The sequence below is a fragment of the Maribacter algarum (ex Zhang et al. 2020) genome, from assembly GCF_005885635.1.
Classification (GTDB): Bacteria; Bacteroidota; Bacteroidia; order Flavobacteriales; family Flavobacteriaceae; genus Maribacter_C; species Maribacter_C algarum.
This window is the reverse complement of record NZ_VATY01000001.1, coordinates 53987-71341: the sequence shown is the minus strand read 5'-3', so window position 1 is coordinate 71341 and position 17355 is coordinate 53987. Positions and strand designations below refer to the sequence as shown.

19 protein-coding genes are annotated in these 17355 nt (G+C 40.6%); 12 read left to right on the top strand and 7 right to left on the bottom strand.

Going from position 1 to position 17355, the window contains the following annotated elements:
• Positions 1-46: 46 nt before the first annotated feature.
• From FEE95_RS00340 to FEE95_RS00325, 4 genes are all read left to right on the top strand, one after another.
• Positions 47-1237: a serine hydrolase domain-containing protein gene (locus FEE95_RS00340; RefSeq protein WP_171036947.1), complete on the top strand. Its 1191-nt coding sequence runs from the start codon at positions 47-49 to the stop codon at positions 1235-1237.
• A 52-nt stretch (positions 1238-1289) separates the two neighbouring features.
• The gene (locus FEE95_RS00335) at positions 1290-1853 is read left to right on the top strand and encodes a hypothetical protein (protein ID WP_138655846.1); all 564 of its coding nucleotides are present in this window, start codon (positions 1290-1292) and stop codon (positions 1851-1853) included.
• Positions 1854-1860: 7 nt separating this feature from the next.
• A complete protein-coding gene (locus FEE95_RS00330; RefSeq protein WP_138655845.1) occupies positions 1861-3057 on the top strand; it encodes a serine hydrolase domain-containing protein in 1197 nt (398 codons plus the stop codon).
• A 67-nt stretch (positions 3058-3124) separates the two neighbouring features.
• The gene (locus FEE95_RS00325) at positions 3125-3730 is read left to right on the top strand and encodes a Crp/Fnr family transcriptional regulator (RefSeq protein WP_138655844.1); all 606 of its coding nucleotides are present in this window, start codon (positions 3125-3127) and stop codon (positions 3728-3730) included.
• Between the two features lie 13 nt (positions 3731-3743).
• On the opposite strand, the gene FEE95_RS00320 is transcribed toward FEE95_RS00325, so the two are convergent.
• The 7 genes from FEE95_RS00320 to FEE95_RS00290 all read right to left on the bottom strand — a co-directional run bounded on the left by FEE95_RS00320 (position 3744) and on the right by FEE95_RS00290 (position 8187).
• Complete coding sequence (locus FEE95_RS00320; protein WP_138655843.1) at positions 3744-3959, bottom strand: hypothetical protein; 216 nt, start codon at positions 3957-3959, stop codon at positions 3744-3746.
• Positions 3960-4270: 311 nt separating this feature from the next.
• Positions 4271-4957, bottom strand: coding sequence for a DUF6624 domain-containing protein (locus FEE95_RS00315; protein WP_238474475.1), 687 nt, complete (start codon positions 4955-4957; stop codon positions 4271-4273).
• A gap of 105 nt (positions 4958-5062) precedes the next feature.
• Positions 5063-5428 (bottom strand): DUF2200 domain-containing protein, encoded by a 366-nt coding sequence (locus FEE95_RS00310; RefSeq protein ID WP_138655842.1) that lies wholly within the window; start codon positions 5426-5428, stop codon positions 5063-5065.
• 116 nt (positions 5429-5544) lie between these two features.
• A complete protein-coding gene (locus FEE95_RS00305) occupies positions 5545-5925 on the bottom strand; it encodes a VOC family protein (RefSeq protein WP_138655841.1) in 381 nt (126 codons plus the stop codon).
• A gap of 19 nt (positions 5926-5944) precedes the next feature.
• Positions 5945-6745, bottom strand: coding sequence for a cupin domain-containing protein (locus tag FEE95_RS00300; RefSeq protein WP_171036946.1), 801 nt, complete (start codon positions 6743-6745; stop codon positions 5945-5947).
• A gap of 128 nt (positions 6746-6873) precedes the next feature.
• Positions 6874-7383: a hypothetical protein gene (locus FEE95_RS00295; protein WP_138655839.1), complete on the bottom strand. Its 510-nt coding sequence runs from the start codon at positions 7381-7383 to the stop codon at positions 6874-6876.
• Between the two features lie 69 nt (positions 7384-7452).
• A complete protein-coding gene (locus FEE95_RS00290; RefSeq protein WP_138655838.1) occupies positions 7453-8187 on the bottom strand; it encodes a DUF6928 family protein in 735 nt (244 codons plus the stop codon).
• Between the two features lie 560 nt (positions 8188-8747).
• Between FEE95_RS00290 and FEE95_RS00285 the strand changes: the two genes are divergently transcribed.
• The 8 genes from FEE95_RS00285 (at position 8748) to FEE95_RS00250 (ending at position 17289) form a co-directional block, all read left to right on the top strand.
• Positions 8748-10556 carry an acyl-CoA dehydrogenase gene (locus FEE95_RS00285; protein ID WP_138655837.1) on the top strand — a complete coding sequence of 603 codons (1809 nt, stop codon included), beginning with the start codon at positions 8748-8750 and terminating at the stop codon, positions 10554-10556.
• Between the two features lie 213 nt (positions 10557-10769).
• A complete protein-coding gene (locus FEE95_RS00280) occupies positions 10770-11546 on the top strand; it encodes a glucose 1-dehydrogenase (RefSeq protein WP_138655836.1) in 777 nt (258 codons plus the stop codon).
• 175 nt (positions 11547-11721) lie between these two features.
• Positions 11722-12939, top strand: coding sequence for an acyl-CoA dehydrogenase family protein (locus FEE95_RS00275; protein WP_138655835.1), 1218 nt, complete (start codon positions 11722-11724; stop codon positions 12937-12939).
• A 109-nt stretch (positions 12940-13048) separates the two neighbouring features.
• Complete coding sequence (locus FEE95_RS00270; protein WP_138655834.1) at positions 13049-14116, top strand: phosphotransferase family protein; 1068 nt, start codon at positions 13049-13051, stop codon at positions 14114-14116.
• Positions 14117-14125: 9 nt separating this feature from the next.
• Positions 14126-14503, top strand: coding sequence for a DUF1330 domain-containing protein (locus FEE95_RS00265; protein ID WP_138655833.1), 378 nt, complete (start codon positions 14126-14128; stop codon positions 14501-14503).
• 102 nt (positions 14504-14605) lie between these two features.
• Positions 14606-15361, top strand: coding sequence for an SDR family NAD(P)-dependent oxidoreductase (locus tag FEE95_RS00260; protein ID WP_138655832.1), 756 nt, complete (start codon positions 14606-14608; stop codon positions 15359-15361).
• A 3-nt stretch (positions 15362-15364) separates the two neighbouring features.
• On the top strand, positions 15365-16135 hold the full coding sequence (locus tag FEE95_RS00255; protein WP_138655831.1) for an enoyl-CoA hydratase/isomerase family protein: 771 nt from the start codon (positions 15365-15367) through the stop codon (positions 16133-16135).
• Positions 16136-16287: 152 nt separating this feature from the next.
• Entirely contained in the window at positions 16288-17289 is a 1002-nt protein-coding gene (locus FEE95_RS00250) for an NADP-dependent oxidoreductase (protein ID WP_138655830.1), read from the top strand.
• Positions 17290-17355 lie beyond the last annotated feature (66 nt).

The window sequence follows — 17355 nt, the reverse complement described above, 5'->3', positions numbered from 1 at the left end:
CTAGGTGCGAAGTATTATGGTGCTTTGTAGAAAATTAATTCAAAAAATGAGAAATCTATTTATTATAGGAACCTTCGTGCTACTAAGTTATTCCGGTTTCGCGCAGCAAGAGCCTAACTCAGGCACACATACCCTTGAAGAATTAAATTCCAAAATTCGGGCAATATTCGAAAGCTCTGCCTTGCCTGGTTTCGCAGTGGTGGTAGTTAATGATAAAGAAGTAATGTATCAACAAGCTATGGGCTTTGCAGATTTGGAAACTAAAAAGAAATATACCGCACATACTACTCAAAATATTGCTTCGATTTCAAAGACCTTTATTGCGGTAGCTCTGATGAAAGCCATTGATCAGGGAGCCGTTGATTTGGATACTGATATCAATACCTATTTGCCGTTTAAAGTGGTTCATCCTCTGTTTCAGAAAACTCCGATTACCCTTAGGCATTTAGCGAACCACACGTCTGGTATAGACGATGAAAGAACTTATGATAAGTGTTATTTACTTGACGAACCAAATGCAGATTATTCGCATCTACCGAAAAGAGTAAGAAAGTACATTTCCTTATTGCAACAAAATGAAAAATTAGATAATGCTGAGTTTTTGGAAAAGACTTTAAGGGTTAATGGAGAATGGTTTTCAAAGAAAAACTTCACAAAAGAAGCGCCTGGTAAAGCATATCGATATAGCAATATTGGTGCGGCATTAGCAGCTTTTGTAATCGAAAGTGCGGTTGGAATGCCTTATGAGGCATATACCAAGAAATATATTTTTGAACCCCTTCAAATGAATGAATCAACATGGGAGTTGTCTGAAGAAGGTGCTGATAAATTTGCTTCAAAATATTTCAAAAAGGGGCTGCGTGTACCAGATTATTCGTTGATAACCAAAGCCGACGGTGGTCTGATAACCAATACAACCGATTTTGCAAAGTACTTGATAGAAATGCTGAAAGGTTTATATCAAAAAGGAACACTTCTTTCCAAAAGTTCCTATAAAGAAATGTTTGAGCGAAAAGAATTTGGAGAAATAGGGAGTGGTATTTTTTGGGAAATGACCGAAAGAGGAACACCATATCATAGCGGCTCTGACCCTGGAGTTATGACATATACTTCTATAAACCAAAATAAGAACATTGCGGCATTCTTTATGACCAATATAGGAGCAGAATTAATTGATGAGGATGATATTAGCATAGGGAAAATTCATGAAGTTTTAAAACAACATAACTGGGAATAATAGGATGAAGCTTCAATCAAATTTTTTATTACTGATACTAACGGTCCTTTGTATGTCATCAATTCAGGCTCAGGAGACGAATGAGCAATGGGTGGAGTCTATAAGTCTTTCGCTATTTAATGAAAAGGTAACCACGCCATTTGAAGCTACTGACGCCATTCAAACACATTGGGGTGGTACTTTGTCTTATGAAACTTCAAAGAATAGGGCAGGAGTTTATCAGTTCACGCATATTTTTCAAGGAGGTTATTATTATCATGCCAATTTCAATCAGGTTGCATTTTTAGCTTGGAAACCCAAATTTGAACTTCGATTTAATAATCTATTTAACCTACACGCCATTCTAGGTGTGGGCTATGCCCATTCTTTTTTGACACAGCCAACGTACCAAATTGAGAATGGGCAATACCAAGAAAAAAGGAATTGGGGCACACCGCATTTTATGCCTTCGTTAGGTATCGGAACTGGTTTGAATTTGTATGCCTTACTTGGCGTTCCGCTAGAAGTATTTGTGCGATATGAGGCGTTTAGTTTGGCGCCGTATAAACCCAAAGGTCGATTGCCCTTTACACCAAATACGATGTTGGGAATAGGACTAAAATATACATTCAATTAAAAATAGTATGAATCACAAATTATATATGGCAGCTTTAGCGCTTTTAATTTCGGGCTGTGTTAAAGACGACCCTGTTTTTCCTAAAAGCGCCTTCGATTGTGCCATAGGCGTTCAAAACACCCATCCTGATAGTTTGCGTTTTACCAATTTTTTAGAAGAAAAAGTACAAGAAGGCCTTCCGGGAATTTCAATGCTTATTGAAACTCCTGACGGAATTTGGTCGGGTGCGGCTGGGCTAGCGGACATACCCAACAATATTACCCTCAATTCATGCAACAAACATAAGCTCGGCAGTTCGACAAAAGTTTTTACCGCAACACTTATTTTTCAGCTATATGAAGAGGGTCGGTTGCGCTTTGATGATGCAATCACGAAATTCTTGCCTGATTCTTTGATTAATAAAATCGCCAACTATAAAGAAGTGACCGTTAAAAATTTACTAACGCATACAAGCGGTATTCCAGACTATTTGGATATCGCCTACTCCTTAAAATATTACGACGACCCTACTCGAGTTTGGACAGATAAGCAAGAACTTGAATTGGTATATAAAGAGCCTGCCGTTTTTGCCCCGGGTACCAAAGTAGACTACTCCAATTCGAATTTCTTGCTTTTAGGAATGATAGCAAAACAACTAACAGGGCAAACAGGGACAGCACTTTATACTTCTAAAATTTTTGACCCATTGGGTATGAGCAATAGTTTTTTCAATGAGGACGGAACCATTCCCGATGACCTAACACGTGGGTATTTCGACGAAAACGGCAAGGGTAACTTCATAGATATTACGCAAAGGTCGTTCGCAGCACATTCTATGGCCGGTGGGGCTGTTTCTACTGTAGCGGAGTTGCATCGTTTTGTAAAAACTTTTTGGAATGGAAATAGCTTGGTTTCCGAGGAAACCAAAAACGAAATAACAACCCTTGATGAAATTCCTTTTTTACATCCTGATAAATTCAACTATGGGGAGGAGAATAAAGTGAACAAAATACAAGGTATTGGGCTTTGTTGGTTTCAAATGGATACGGATTATGGCATAGCATATGGTCATGATGGTGGTTATGACGGTCGACGATCTGTGATGCGTTACTTTCCTGATTCACAATCGTACATCGTTTATTTTGTAAATGGTAGTGGCGAGAGTATTCGGCCAATTCTTAGAGAGTTGAGAAGAAATGAAATGATTGAATTACTATTCGAATAAAGGCAAACCTTTAAAATGCCCAAAAAAAGCTATCTTTAAAGTCGCCTTGAAAACGATGTGAAACCCAATGAATGTAGTCGATAAAGTAGATTTTCTTCAAAATCTCAAAAACAAAATCCTCTCGTACAACAAAGTTGACGAAGAGCATTTGGATTATTGGTTACAGGTGTATCGAAAAATCGAATTGAAAAAAGGAGAAGCTTTGGTTTCACCGGGTCAGCTTGTTGACCATTTCTACTATGTCGCCAAAGGCTGTATTTATTATTACAAATTAGAAGATGGTGAACAAAAAGTGCTTGAATTCTACACAGATGATGTCTTTTTTACTGATTTACCGGCCTATGTAAAAGGCACATCCTCCAATTATTATTTAAAAGCTTCTGAAGCCACTATGGTATATGCTATAAAGAAATCTGATGCGGAGGATTCGTTTACCAAATCACATCAATTGGAACGCTTTGGACGACTTTCGATGCAAGAAGCCTTTATGAAAATCTTTACGCGCGTAGAACGCTTGAGTAGCAAAAGCAATGAAGAACGTTATTTAAGATTGCTGGAAAAAAGACCTGATTTATTTCAACGTGTACCTCAGTACCTAATAGCCTCCTATTTGGGACTCACCCCCGTTGGCCTATCCAAGATTCGTAAGCGTTTGGGAAGGAATCAAACGTAGATAAAGCACCGAACTACTTCTTTATTTTAACTCGGCCCAAGCACAAGAGTTTTACATAATTGATAAATCCATAGTTTTTGTTCGGTACTTCTTTGAGATTGATACCAGTCACTATTTCATCAAAATTAGAATAGTATTGGCCATTTATTTTACCCGACGTAGTCCAAGTTTTATCAATAAAATATATGGAGATGATTTCTTCGTAGGCCGTGTATTCGGAATTTTTCATAATACCTAAATATTCATTTAGATAGATTTTTTTTCCAAAGGGGTCAAGTATAGAATACCACTTCAATTGACGCTCTTTCGTATGTATGACGATGTATTTAAATTCCTTTAGAACTAGGATTCCTATGAAGAAGATGAATAGAAAAAATAAGCCAAGAAGTAAGGTAGTAGTGTTCCTATCGATATAAATAAAATGGTGAATTGAATTGGCAAGCAACCAAAAAATTCCAGACAACGCGATTATCATAAACACGAACCAGAAAACAAACCAGAATTTAAATTTACTTCGAACCACTTTCTAAACCTCTTGTATCACTGATTTTGGCTAGCTAACCTATTCGCTTCAAAAGCTCTTGTTCTCTCCATTTGTTCTTCAAGATTCCATTCAAAATCAAAGCGACGTTTTAGAAATACCGCAATAGGTTCAAGTCCGATTTTCGCTCTTCTTTCATCGATATTTGCAGGATCATAAACAGGCCATAGATTGAAGCTTTTGGTTTCTGGATAATACTTCATTTGCCCGCCATATATCTGTAGTTCCCCTTTGTCGGTGGCAATTCTATCTTCTGCACGGACTAACAATCTGGGCGCTAATTTTTTATCTAAAACTGCCTTTTTCATCATAGGAAGGTACTGTTCCCGCGTTGCTAAATCCGTATGTTGCAGCACATTGCAAATGGTTAAATTGCCCTGTTCGCCTATTAGTGTAAGTTCTGGCCAACCGGAACGATTTAGAATTTCCTTGATTTTTACGATGTTGACCGCGTGGTTTTTGCGATACTCCTTTTGATACACTTCTGCTTCTTTAGATTCCGTACCATAAATCTGCATCAAAGAATCCCGCAATCGCAGTGGTGTCTGTTCCTTCTGCCAGATGGTGTCTAAAACCCCAATTAGGTTTTCAGTCTGTTCTTCGGTAACCGGTTTCTTTTTTGATTCGGACGTATCACCACAGGATAGGATAGAAATCAAAAAGAATAGCAATAAGAGTCTTATCATAATTTTCCAACAATCCAACAATCCAACAATCCAACAATCTAACAATCCAAAAGTCCAACAGCGCAGCGATCTTGTCTCTAACATCGAGCATCCGACACCGAGCATCTAACCTCTTAATATCTTCTCCATTTTTCTTCCCTTAGCCAATTCATCGATTAGCTTGTCCATATAGCGGCACTGTTTTGTCAATGGTGTTTCGATGTCCTCGATACGATACCCGCAGATGACTCCTTTGATAAGTTCCGCATTCGGATTCAATGTTGCTCTTTCGAAGAAGGTTTTAAAGGTAACTTTTTCATCGATTAAGGCCTGTAGTTGCTTTTCATCAAAGCCGGTGAGCCATTCAATCACTTCGTGCAATTCGGCTACCGTTCGGCCATTTTTCTCGATTCTGTTTACATAATGCGGATAAACCGAAAAGAATTTCATTTCGGCAATACGCTGGTCGTGTTCGGGTGTAGTTGTAGCCATATCCCTAGGTTTTAGGTTGTTGCCCTAAGATACTAAATATTTCTATCGTGCTTAACCACTACTAAACCCAAGACCGCACTGTCTTGACCTGTGGTCGGGACGAGTACCAACAAATATTATTCATTTTCGTATTCCGTCAATGAAATTAAATTTCCATCTGGGTCTTTAAACCAGGCAATTTTGGCTTTGCTGGGTGATGTCCAAATACCTAAATCATCTTGCTGTAAACCACCATACTTTTCGAATTCGACTCCTTTTTCCTGTAATGTTTTTACTTGAGATTCTATTTTATCTATTCGAAAACCCAAAACGGTGAACGGCTGAGGTGTAAATTCATTGACAATGGTAATTCGCAAGACTAGCCCATTTCCTTCAAATTCAAAGGCATACGGATCTTCGGACCGCAATTTCAATCCGAGGGTGTGCCAATAAAATTGTTTGGACTCCTTCGGTTTAGCTGTAGGCAAGAAGGCGGTTATGGTGGGTGCAACTAGCATAGCTATTTTTTATTTTCTGCTACAGCGTAGCATTAGCCGAAGTTTGTTCAACGGAAAGATATTTTACCAGATTGTGGCCGTCGTTTTTCCATGTTCCGCTAAGACCTCGGGGTATGAGGAAAAAATCACCGGCATAGTAGGTAAACTGCTCAGCTCCGACATTGGTGATGTTAACTTGGCCCGCTAGAATGTGAATCATTTGCTCTTTTTCGGTAGTGCGAATTGGGCGTTCGCCTAATTTTTCCCCTATCAATTTTATGGTCAGTTCTGCGCCTTTTTCCAACACTTCCTCATAAAACCCATCTTGGTTTAAATGGATAGAATTACCAGACAATATCGATTTTTTAAACCGTTTATGACTTGAATTCTTGATTACTTTTGATGAATCTGCCCGAACGGTGGTTATGACCGATAATTCGTAATGTATCTGATTATTTCCTTTTACTTCCCATTCCCCTTGAAATCCTTTGGGAGCAAAAAAATACTCCCCTGAATAGAAAATTTGAGAATTTCCTACCATTGGTTTTACAAGGGCCTCTCCATTGTACATATAAATAAACTCGTCAAAAGGGTAATTGGTTATGGTATTCGTCCAAGTTTCGGTACCGACGACGAAAACGCCTAACTCTTTGCCCCAATACAATCTTTTTTGGTAAAAGTCTTTTTCGGGTTCGTCTTTTAGGTCTATTTTTTCTAGGCCTACGCCTGATAATACGGACTTATCGAAACTTATGGGACTCACATTTTCTTTGGCTTCTTGAGCCTCTAAAACTGAAAAGCTGAGACAAGTTAGGAATAAGAGTGTTGTTAATTGCTTCATAGGTTGTTCAATTTTCATGCTTGGGCTGTAAAATACAGATGATTGATTTTCAATGGAATATAACAAAATCTGTGCACATGATTGCCTAAAAAGGTTGTTTGCTCGTCGCAGACGAGCACTAGCAAGGGCTAGCGAAGGTTATCCCTTAGTCTGGCTTTAAAGATTCGTTTTAATTCGTCTACAGCTTTATCAGCTTCGTATTTAAATGCGAAATACACCATAGCCGCACCGAAAGTTAGCATGACCAATGGTATAGCTGAAAAAAAACTTTGTATGCCATTGGTAAGTATACTGTAAATTGTGCCAATAGAGGCCAAAGCAGCTCCACCCAACCATATCAGCATAAAAACTAGCACGAAGTCATGCATTTTAAGTTCTGCGATAATTTTGGAGCCACTAGTCGCAGGTAAAATGTTACCCTTGATTTGGGGTAAAAATGAGTTTCTATAATTTATGACCCTTTGAATTTCAAATTGATTTCTAGCGTAATTGCCTTCAAACAGTTTTTGATTTTTTGGTTTGCTTAACCTAAAGTCCATTCCTTTCGCTTCCTGAACATTTTCCACTATTATTTTTTCTACTTCTTCTATGGGAAGAGAAGTATACAATTCTATTTTTCTGGATGGAATTAGCTTCATTTTCTAAAATATTTACTTGCAGATGCCCTATCTAAAGGAAGACGAGTACCAGTGGTGGAGATTTGATTATCAATCACTAAAAAAAGTTTTTCTAAGTATTCTAAAAATAATAATGGCAGCGGCTATCAGTAAATAGATAACCCATTTATTAGGTTTCCTTTCTTGATTCGTATTTTCTCGCCTACTTAATGATGAGGTATTAACGGAATACCCATTTAATTCTGTCTCAAACAATAAGTCATCAGCAGCATCAAGTCTTTCTCCGAAATATCTTTTTGAGATGTTAAAAACAAAATTTTCACCGACTTGGTCTTCTTCAAAAACTTCATTAGGAAAATCGTCTAGTTGATAGACTCTGTTTCCATTTTCATCAATCTTTGATTTTGATAGCAGTTCAAGTTCTTCTTCTAAAGGTTCACCGTATTCGGCAAAAGTTCCATCTTCTGAGCTGCCGGCTCTTACTCTCATTTTATGTCCATTTTTTGAAATGGCGTAACCCCATAAATTAACTACGCTATGCAGTACAAGTGAGCAGATTTCAGTGTTTGGAAAATAACTTGCTAGCTCTTTTTCTCCTTTCGATATGGTTTCTTCTAAAAAAGTAAGGGGTAGCTCTTGGGTACAGATGATTAAATTTCCCTTGTACCGACCAATATAGACCTGATTGTCATTGGGATGAATCGCAACTTCAAAAGATTCTTTCTCTGTCGCTTTGATTTTATTAAAACCCAAACGTTCCAATAGCTCAATTTCGTTGACTTCTATATCAGTATTTACCAGTATTATTGATGATTTCCATCCCATTTATTTTATTGGATTATGTGTTTGTTGTTATGGCGGCTTGTGTTTTTCTTGTTTGTGAGCTTCGCTAGGGGATGATTTCAATTCCCAACCTTACGGAAGTCTATTCTTTTTGGTCATACTCACTCTATCTTTGATTTTCACTAATTCAAAGCCAAATTCATTTTCAGAATGCTTTTTTCCAAACTAGGCCCAACAATAACGGTTTTAAAAAAGCCGGTTACTCTAGTTTTTATATTTTTATTTACCCGATTCCGTCTCCGTAATTTTTTTAATTGTCCAGATAGTTTTCTGACTTGTTTTTCTAGTTTCTTTACCTGGTCTTTATCATTCATTTGAAGAAACTATATTTTTGAATTAAGTAGTTTGTGTTAAATTACCTACAACTTTTTTATTAAGATGTAATATACATCCATATACCCCCAAATATTGACAAAACCGATGTAAAAGCCTACTTTTTATATCAGAAGTTATAATCATACTTTTCAACAGCTTTATTAAACCAGTTTAATGAATTTGGGTAAAATTTCTAGTACCTTGAAGCTCCTTAAAAAATCAAAACTATGGCAAATCAGTATGTAGATATCGAAACGCTTAAATTCTTGTTATACAAGGTTCAAGGCCTACAAGACGTATTGGATCAAGAGCGCTATGCAGACTATGATAGAGAATCGGTAGATCTATTATTGAATTCGGTAAAAGACTTTTCCGATAAAGAATTGTTTCCCTACTTCAAAGAGATGGATGAAAAGCCGGCCCATTTTAAAGATGGGGAGATTGTGGTGCATCCGCAAGTGACGAAATATATGAAGGCCGGTGGCGAAATGGGGCTTATTGCTGGGTCTTTTCCCTATGAAAATGGCGGTATGCAGTTGCCCGCTATGGTAGCCCATTCCTCTGCATTTATACAAGATGCGGCCAATAACCATATGCCGGGCTATATCGGTTTAACGGTAGGTGCGGCAGAACTGATTACACATTTTGCCAACGAAGCATTGAACGATACCTATGTGCCGAATATGTTGACGGGGCAATGGGGCGGTACCATGTGTTTGACTGAACCGCAGGCGGGTAGTTCCTTATCCGATATTGTGACGTCGGCCACTCCCGATGGAGACCATTACAAAATTCACGGACAAAAAATATTTATCTCCGGAGGCGATTATCAAGGTGCCGAGAACATTGTACACTTGGTCTTGGCCCGAATCAAAGGTGCCCCTGCAGGTACGAAAGGCATCTCCTTATTTGTGGTTCCTAAAAACAGACCTACAGATGGTGGTTTGGAGTCCAATGATGTCACTACGGTAGCCGATTTTCAAAAGATGGGCCAGAAGGGCTACTGCACCACACACTTATTTTTCGGTGACAAAGAAGACTGCCAAGGTTGGCTCGTAGGAGAAGCCAATCAAGGGTTGAAATATATGTTCCTGATGATGAACGGCGCGCGTATCGGAGTCGGTAGGGGAGCAGCGGCTATTGCTACGGCGGCTTATCAAGCTTCGTTGAATTATGCCAATGAAAGACCACAAGGGCGTCAATTGCAAAGTTCGGGCAAGAAAGATGCGAATCAAGAACAGACCTTGATCATCAATCACCCTGATGTCCGTCGTATGTTGCTGCTACAAAAAGCGGTATCCGAAGGTTCTTTAAGTCTGATTTTGTTGACAGCCAAATACCATGACCTTTCCATAGCCAGTGCTGATGCCGATGAGCGTGAGAAATACCGATTGCTGTTGGAAATCATGACTCCCGTAGTAAAAACCTATCCATCGGAAATGGGCAAAATAGCTGTCGACAATGGCGTTCAGGTATTAGGGGGATACGGTTTCTGCTCCGATTATATTTTACAACAATATTTACGGGACATCCGAATTTTTGCCATTTACGAAGGCACAACAGGCATACAATCCCAAGATTTACTAGGCCGAAAAGTAACCATGGACAATGGGAAGGCTTTGCAATTGTTATCCGAGGAAATTCAGAGTTCTATCAAAGCAGCGATGGCGCATGAATCTTTAGCTCCCTATGCCAAAAAGTTAGGCGGAAAACTCGCCTTGACGCAAGAAGTATTACAATCCCTAATGGGCTTCGCCATGAAAGGGGATTACCAACGCTTCTTGGCAGACGCCACGCCCTTTATGGAATTCTTTAGCAATATCGTCATGGCCTGGTTGTGGTTGGACATAGCCCGCGAAGCACAAAACGCCCTAGTCACCGGCAGCACAGAAAACAGCACGGATTTCTACGAAAGTAAAATTCATACCATGGAGTTCTATTTCAAATACGAACTCCCCAAAACAACAGGTCTAGCAGAAATTCTAATGGATAAGCAAGCTTTGACCTTAAATACGGATAAGAAGGTTTTTGCGTAATCGGCAATTAGGCATTTAGCATACTGTCACTTCGAGCGGAGTCGAGAACCTAGGAACACAAAAAATGAGTACAAAGTATTAAACACTACTGTTACATCGAGTGGAGTAGAGATGCATTCCCTCTTGAAACCCGTTCTCGACTCCGCTCGAACTGACAGATTGCAATAGTAAATACAAGCCTAATAATAGAAGACAACACCATCAACTAAAAATATGAGCAACATCAAACAAAAATTCGACCTCACCGGAAAAGTAGCCATCGTAACCGGTTCCAGTAAAGGAATAGGCTTATCAATAGCAAAAGGCTTAGCAGAAAACGGCGCCAAAGTGGTCATCAGCAGCCGAAAGCAGGAAGCCGTGGATGCAGTCGCCGCCGAATTCAACTCGGCAGGTTTAGAAGCCGTAGGAATCGCTTGTCACATTGGGCAAAGCGAACAGCGCGAAGCACTTGTGGCAAAGACAATGGAGAAATATGGGAGAATCGATATTTTAGTGAATAATGCGGCTATCAATCCTTTTTACGGTCCTTTGGAAACATCAAATGAAGAAGTCTTTGATAAGATTATGAACGTCAATGTAAAGGCACCCTGGTTGCTTTCGAATTTGGTACATCCGCATATGAAAGCACAAGGCGGGGGAAGCATCATCAATATCGCTTCTGTTGAAGGCGTACATCCCGGATTTCGATTGGGCTTGTATAGTGTGACCAAATCGGCCTTGATTATGCTGACCAAAAATCAAGCAAAGGAATGGGGGCGTCATGGCATTCGTTCCAACGTAGTCTGCCCCGGACTCATAAAAACCAAGTTCAGCGAAGCCTTATGGTCCAATGAAAAGTTGATTGCGGGCTATGAACAAATGGTGCCCCTAAGTAGAATGGCAGACCCCGATGAAATGGCCGGAGTAGTAATGCTTCTAGCTTCCGATGCAGGTTCTTATATGACTGGGGGAGTATATGCCGCTGATGGCGGGTATTTGATATCGGGGTAAGTACAAAGGTCCTCCCCTGCAAAGGGGAGGTGCCCGCAGGGCGGAGGGGTCCTGGTGAAGTAATCTAGTTGGTTCACTATTTCGTGTTCCTAAGCTAACCCCTCGGCCTTCGGCACCTCCCCTTGAAAAAAGGGGAGGACTGAAAATAATGAACCAGCAACGAACAACAAACAATATGAACTTCCAATACACAGAAAAATCACTAGCCCTTCAAGAAAAGCTAAAGCAATTTATTGCAGAACATGTGAGTCCGCGAGAGGAGGAGGTGGAAGCATTCCACGGAGATCCAGCCAATGCTTGGAAAAGATGGCCTGGATTGGAAGACTTGAAAGCAAAAGCAAAAGAAGCAGGATTATGGAATCTCTTTCTTCCGAAAGCCTATGGTGATTTGAGTCCGGGTTTGACGAATCTGGAGTATGCCCCTCTCGCAGAAATCATGGGCCGTATTTTATGGTCTTCGGAAATCTTTAACTGCAGTGCTCCCGATACGGGAAATATGGAAGTGCTGGCAAAATACGGTACACCCGAGCAACAAGAAAAGTGGTTAACGCCTTTGATGAAGGGAGAGATACGTTCTGCCTTTTTAATGACAGAACCTGATGTAGCCTCTTCGGATGCTACGAATATCGAGACTTCAATAAAATTGGATGGAGATGAGTATGTCATCAATGGAAGAAAATGGTGGTCATCAGGTGCGATGGACCCGAATTGCAAGATAGCCATCGTCATGGGAAAAACGGATTTCGATGCGCCTCGACATGTACAACAAAGCATGATTTTGGTTCCTATGAATACTCCGGGATTGGAAATCGTAAGACCCTTAACCGTTTTCGGTTATAATGATTCCCCGGAAGGGCATGCCGAAATCATTTTGGATAATGTACGAGTTCCCAAAGAAAATCTATTGGTAGGTGAAGGCCAAGGATTCGCCATTGCCCAAGGGCGATTAGGTCCGGGTAGAATTCATCACTGTATGCGCCTTATTGGGATGGCACAACGTTCCTTGGAATTGATGTCCGAGCGCACCACCCAACGAACCCCTTTTGGAAGAAGTTTAGATACCTACAGTAGCATTCGTCAAGATGTGGCAAAATCTGCTTGCGAGATAGAGCAAACCCGTTTGTTGGTGTTATCCGCCGCAGACAAGATGGACAGAATGGGTAACAAAGAAGCCAAAGATTTGATAGCGATGATAAAAATTGTGACTCCGAACATGACTTTAAGAGTAGTAGACAGAGCGATGCAAATCATGGGAGGAAGAGGCGTAAGCAGCGATACCCCATTAGCGCACTTTTTCGCCGCAGGAAGAATGCTCAGGTTGGCCGATGGCCCTGATGAGGTTCATATGAGTCAGTTGGGGAAGAATGTGATTAAAAGATACTCAAAAGGATAGGTAGCTATATATAAAAGTAAACTGTCACATTGAGCGGAGTCGAGATGCATTCCATCAAGAAACTCGTTCTCGACTCCGCTCGAACTGACAGCAAGTCTGAATTAAAAAAATGAACACAAAACCAGTACGAGAAGGCGAAGAACTCAATGAGGGCAACCTCAAGAAATTCCTTCTTGAAAATAATCTGATTAAAGATGTAGGTAGTGAATTATCCGTCGGTCAATTCTCGAATGGATTTTCAAACCTTACCTATCTATTAAATATAGAAGACAAGGAATACGTTTTACGCCGCCCTCCATTCGCTGCTCCGAAGAGAGGCCATGACATGGGTAGGGAGTATAAGGTAATTCATAACTTGAATTCCGTTTTTGATAAAACACCTAAGGCTTTTGCCTATACTGAGGACAAAGATATTATTGGAGCGCCTTTTTACATCATGAGCAAAGTTGAGGGAGAAATTTTGACCGCAAAGGAAGCGCACAAAAGACAGGTGACTCCTGAAGAGTTCAAAACCATTTCAAATACATGGTTGGATACTTTTGTTGCCTTTCACAATATTGATTACAAAGCTGCGGGATTAGAAGATTTAGGTCGCCCAGAAGGCTATGTCGAACGACAGGTGACCAACTGGGGCAAGCAATATTTAGCTGCAGCAACAGATGATGTGCCTGCCGCTGAAAAAGTAATGGCTTGGATGCAAGAACATCAACCGAAGCAATATGACCATACGCTAATCCACAATGATTTCAAGTATGACAATGTCGTTTTCAAAGATGCTACATGGAAGGAAATTGCAGCCATACTAGATTGGGAAATGTGTACCCTAGGTGACCCTCTAATGGATTTGGGAACATCTTTAGGCTATTGGACGGTTGCAGCAGATCCAGATTTTATGAAGCAAGGTTTGCCATCGCCAACTGTTATGCCGGGAAATCCTTCTCGAACGGACGTGGTTCAGCAATACGCCCTTAAAAGTGGGCGCAATATTGACAACTTGGTTTTTTATTACGCCTACGGATTGTTCAAAATCGCCGTGATTGCCCAGCAGATTTATTACCGATACAAACACGGTCATACCAGCGACCCAAAATTCGCTTACTTGAATAAAGCCGCCGAACTATGTTGTAACACGGCATGGATGGCGATTCAGAAAAACAAGATTGATAATTTAATGTAGTGTATGGAAATGAAAACGTACGTAGGAATTAATAGCGAACAATTAAAGGCCTTTACTCAATTGCCAAAAGACACGCCCGTGATGATGTTGAATTTATTGAAGTTTAAGGCACATGTTCCCGAAACGGGATTGACCGGAGCGGAAACATATAAAAACTATATGATAGCCGGGACTCCCTTTTTCGAAAGAACAAACGCTGAGGTACTGTATTTTGGAAAACCCCAAACCATGCTTATCGGCCCCGAGGATGAAACCCTGTGGGATAAAATCATAATGGTTAAATACAATACCATTGCTGATTTTCTAGGGATGGTACAAGCAGAAGGGTACCCATTAGATTTAAGAGCACAAGCCTTAGAAGATTCAAGACTGATACATTGCGGGTAAAGGTACGAGGTAGAAGGTAAGAAGTATGCTGTTACAATACTGTCACTTCGAGCGGAGTCGAGAATCCAGGAACACTACGGATAATATAAAATACTATAGTCAATGAACCTAAAAGAAAAAGTAGTCATCATAACAGGAGCGGGCAGCGGAATTGGTGCAGCCTCAGCTAAGCTTTTTGGAACGCACGGAGCAACAGTAGTTACATCGGACATCAATTTAGAAAACGCCCAAAAAGTAGCCGAAGAAATCAAAGCAGCGGGCGGTTCGGCATCGGCCATTAAAACCAATGTCACAAAGTTTGAAGAGGTCGAAAGTTTAATCGCTGAAACTGTCAAAGTACATGAAAGACTTGATGTAATCGTAAATAATGCGGGAATTGGTGGAGCAAATCAAAAGAAAACAGCAGAGCACACACACGAAGATTGGCATAATGTAATTGCCGTAAATCAAACCGGCGTTTTCTATTGTATGCAAGTTGCCTTGCAACAAATGATGAAGCAAGGGCATGGAAATATTGTAAACATAGCCTCTTTGGCAGGATTGAAGGCATCAGGGAATAACCTGTCCTATAGCGCTAGTAAATTTGCCGTAGTGGGAATGACAAAATCTGCAGCGCTGGAATACGGACATAAAAATATTCGAATCAATGCCGTTTGTCCGGGATATACTCATTCAGCACTTTTAGACCAATTGCTTTCAACGAGAGATGATATGGGGGATATCTTAAAGAGACATATTCCAATGAGAAGATTCGGCGAAGCAAATGAGATTGCGGAAGGCGTATGTTGGTTAGCTTCCGATAATTCAAAATTTATAACCGGACAAACACTTACCTTAGACGGAGGTACTTCCTTATAGCATATGAACACATTAGAAGTTACTTACAAAGAGGAATATGCCATTGTTCAAATGAACCGTGGCAAGGTCAATGCCATCAATTTTGAGATGGTGCAAGACCTAAGGGATATATTTGGCAAATTGGAAGCGAATCCCGAAGTAAAAGGAGTTATTCTGACGGGGCAACCCCATTACTTTTCTGCGGGGCTCGATTTGATAGAATTGTTTCAATACGACCGACCACAAATAAAGGATTTCTTTGTGTCTTTCGGGGCCTTATATTTGGAATTGGTACAATTCAAAAAGCCTTTTATTTCGGCAATTACGGGGCATTCCCCAGCAGGCGGATGTGTTTTGGCGGTAACCAGTGATAATCGCTATATGGCGGAAGGTGATAAATATGTGATTGGATTAAATGAAGTTGCCGTGAACATCCAAATCAGTCAAAACCTGACAGAGGTCTACGCCTTTTGGATGGGTGATGGATTAGCAAGCAGATATATTATGGAGGGAAAACTTCTTTCCGGAAAAGAAGCTTTGGACGCTGGCTTGGTGGATGAATTGGTCCCTTTGGAAAATGTTTTGGAACGAGCTGAAAAACAGATGCAACACTATATGAAAGCGGACCAGCAAATTTTAGTAAATACTAAAGCAAAGATTAGAAAGCATCTTTTAGACAAACTGGATTTGCAAGCGGAAAATTCTTTGGCTGAAGCGAATGAACTTTGGTGGAAACCAGAGATACGGGCCAAGATGGGAGCTTATGTGGAGAGTTTTTCGAGTAAGAAGAAATAACCCCTCTGTCACATCGAGTGGAGTCGAGATGCATTTCATCTTGAAACTCGTTCTCGACTCCGCTCGAACTGACAGCTAGTCAGAAGTAAAAATAGAACGATAATTAAACAGATTCCCGCCTTCGTGGGGATGACAATAAAAGATAATTATTCATGAACAAACAACTATTATTTGTAAAACGACCAAAAGGCGAAGCCGATGCTTCTACTTGGTCATTAGAGACGAATCCTATTCCTGAGATCAGTGAAGGGGAAATTCTGGTAAAACAACATTATGTATCCCTAGACCCTGCCATGCGGGGTTGGATGAATGAGGGGAAATCTTATATCGCCCCAATGGAAATCGGTTCGGTAATGCGCGCGGGTTCGGTAGGTGAGGTAATTGCCTCAAAAAATGAAAGATTTAAAGTCGGGGAATATGTTTCCGGTCATGGTGGAGTACAGCAATATGCCGCGACCGATGGGAAAGGTTTTTATCAGGTGGACCCAAAATTAGCGCCACTACCAACCTATATTGGAGCATTGGGCATGCCCGGAATGACTGCTTTCTTTGGAATCCAAGAAGTCGGAAAAATCAAGGAAGGTGATGTTGTGGTGGTATCTGGAGCGGCAGGTGCCGTTGGTAGTATCGTTGGGCAAATAGCCAAAATAAAGGGTTGCCATGTAGTCGGAATCGCCGGAGGCGCTGAAAAGTGCACATATGTGGTAGATGAGCTCGGTTTTGATGCTTGCATTGATTATAAAAATGAGGATGTCAAAGCACGATTAAAAGAAACTTGTCCCAAAGGTTTGGATGTGTATTTCGATAATGTAGGGGGTGAGATTTTAGATATTGTACTTGGACGATTGCGCATGCGTGCACGAATTGTTATTTGTGGTGCGATTTCCCAGTACAACAATAAAGAAGCGGTTAAGGGACCAAGCAATTACCTTTCCCTACTAGTAAATCGGGCGAGTATGACCGGAATGGTTGTTTTCGATTGGGCAGATAGATATCAAGAAGGTGCCTTGCAAATGGGGCAATGGATGGCCCAAGGTAAATTGAAAACAAGAGAAGATGTTTACGAGGGAATCGAGAATTTTCCGGAAACCTATAATCGACTGTTTTCGGGAGAAAAGAACGGGAAATTGGTGCTGAAAGTGATAGAGAAATAGAGAAGCATGAAGCTCGAAGTGCTTTGTTTTTCTAGTAGTACTGTCACTTCGAGCGGAGTCGAGAAC